Source organism: Romboutsia sp. 13368 (genome assembly GCF_018336475.1).
In the GTDB taxonomy this organism is placed as follows: domain Bacteria; phylum Bacillota; class Clostridia; order Peptostreptococcales; family Peptostreptococcaceae; genus Romboutsia.
The window spans coordinates 1,250,944-1,251,830 of sequence record NZ_CP048741.1; the positions used below are offsets into that span (position 1 = coordinate 1,250,944).

At 25.5% G+C, this 887-nt stretch carries 1 protein-coding gene; it reads right to left on the minus strand.

Annotation, left to right across the window (positions count from 1 at the left end):
• Positions 1 to 833 (minus strand): FUSC family protein (locus G3997_RS05055; RefSeq protein ID WP_296649099.1); only part of this gene is annotated, 833 nt, incomplete at its 3' end.
• Positions 834 to 887 lie beyond the last annotated feature (54 nt).

Below are 887 nucleotides of genomic sequence, written 5' to 3' on the forward strand. Positions count from 1 at the left end.
ATTATCATCTTTATATGATAGTTATAAACTGGGCTTATATCATTTTTAACTTCTACATACCCATCTAATCCATCACATAAATCTACTGTTTTTATATATGTTTCTTCATCTAAATAACATTTATATTTCATATTTTCTAAAACTTGTAAATGTAAATATATTTGCTTACATCTTTTGATAGTTTCATTAATCTCTTCATTATTAGTATCCTCAATACTATACTCTAATTCATCTAAGTAGTTTTTATATAAGCCTTCTAGCTTAGTGATTTCATCTTTAAGTGTGGATATATTTGCATGATGTCCTTTTTCTATTTCTGTTTTTAGTAATTCTATTGATTTACTTTCTATTATTTTAATTTCATTATATATACGTTCTAARTATTTTGGTCTATATATAAAGTAATTTACACATACCCCTATAATAATTCCTATAGATGTATCTATTATTCTATGTATAGAATAATCTAATGGACTTTCTACACCTATATTTATCATTATTGCACAAAATACTACGCAAGCTATTGTTATTGAACTATTTACCTTTAAAATATTACAAATATATATAGTTGCAATTATACCTAAACATGCAAGTATTGGATTTCCCGGTCTTATAAGTACAAATAAAAACCCCATAATCCCTCCAATAAAGGTACCTTTAAGTCTATTAAGTCCTACTGTTAATGAACTCTTTACAGTTGTTTGCATACATACGATACAAGCAACTGCAGCAAAAAAAGTCTTATCAATTATATTAAAGTATCCTACAAGAATGCATAGCATTACCCCTATACCTGTTTTTATATTTCTCATTCCAGGTTTATTAAGTTTCATAAAATCACCTCAATTACTCCTAATACTGTTTATAGTATAAATATAACTATATCA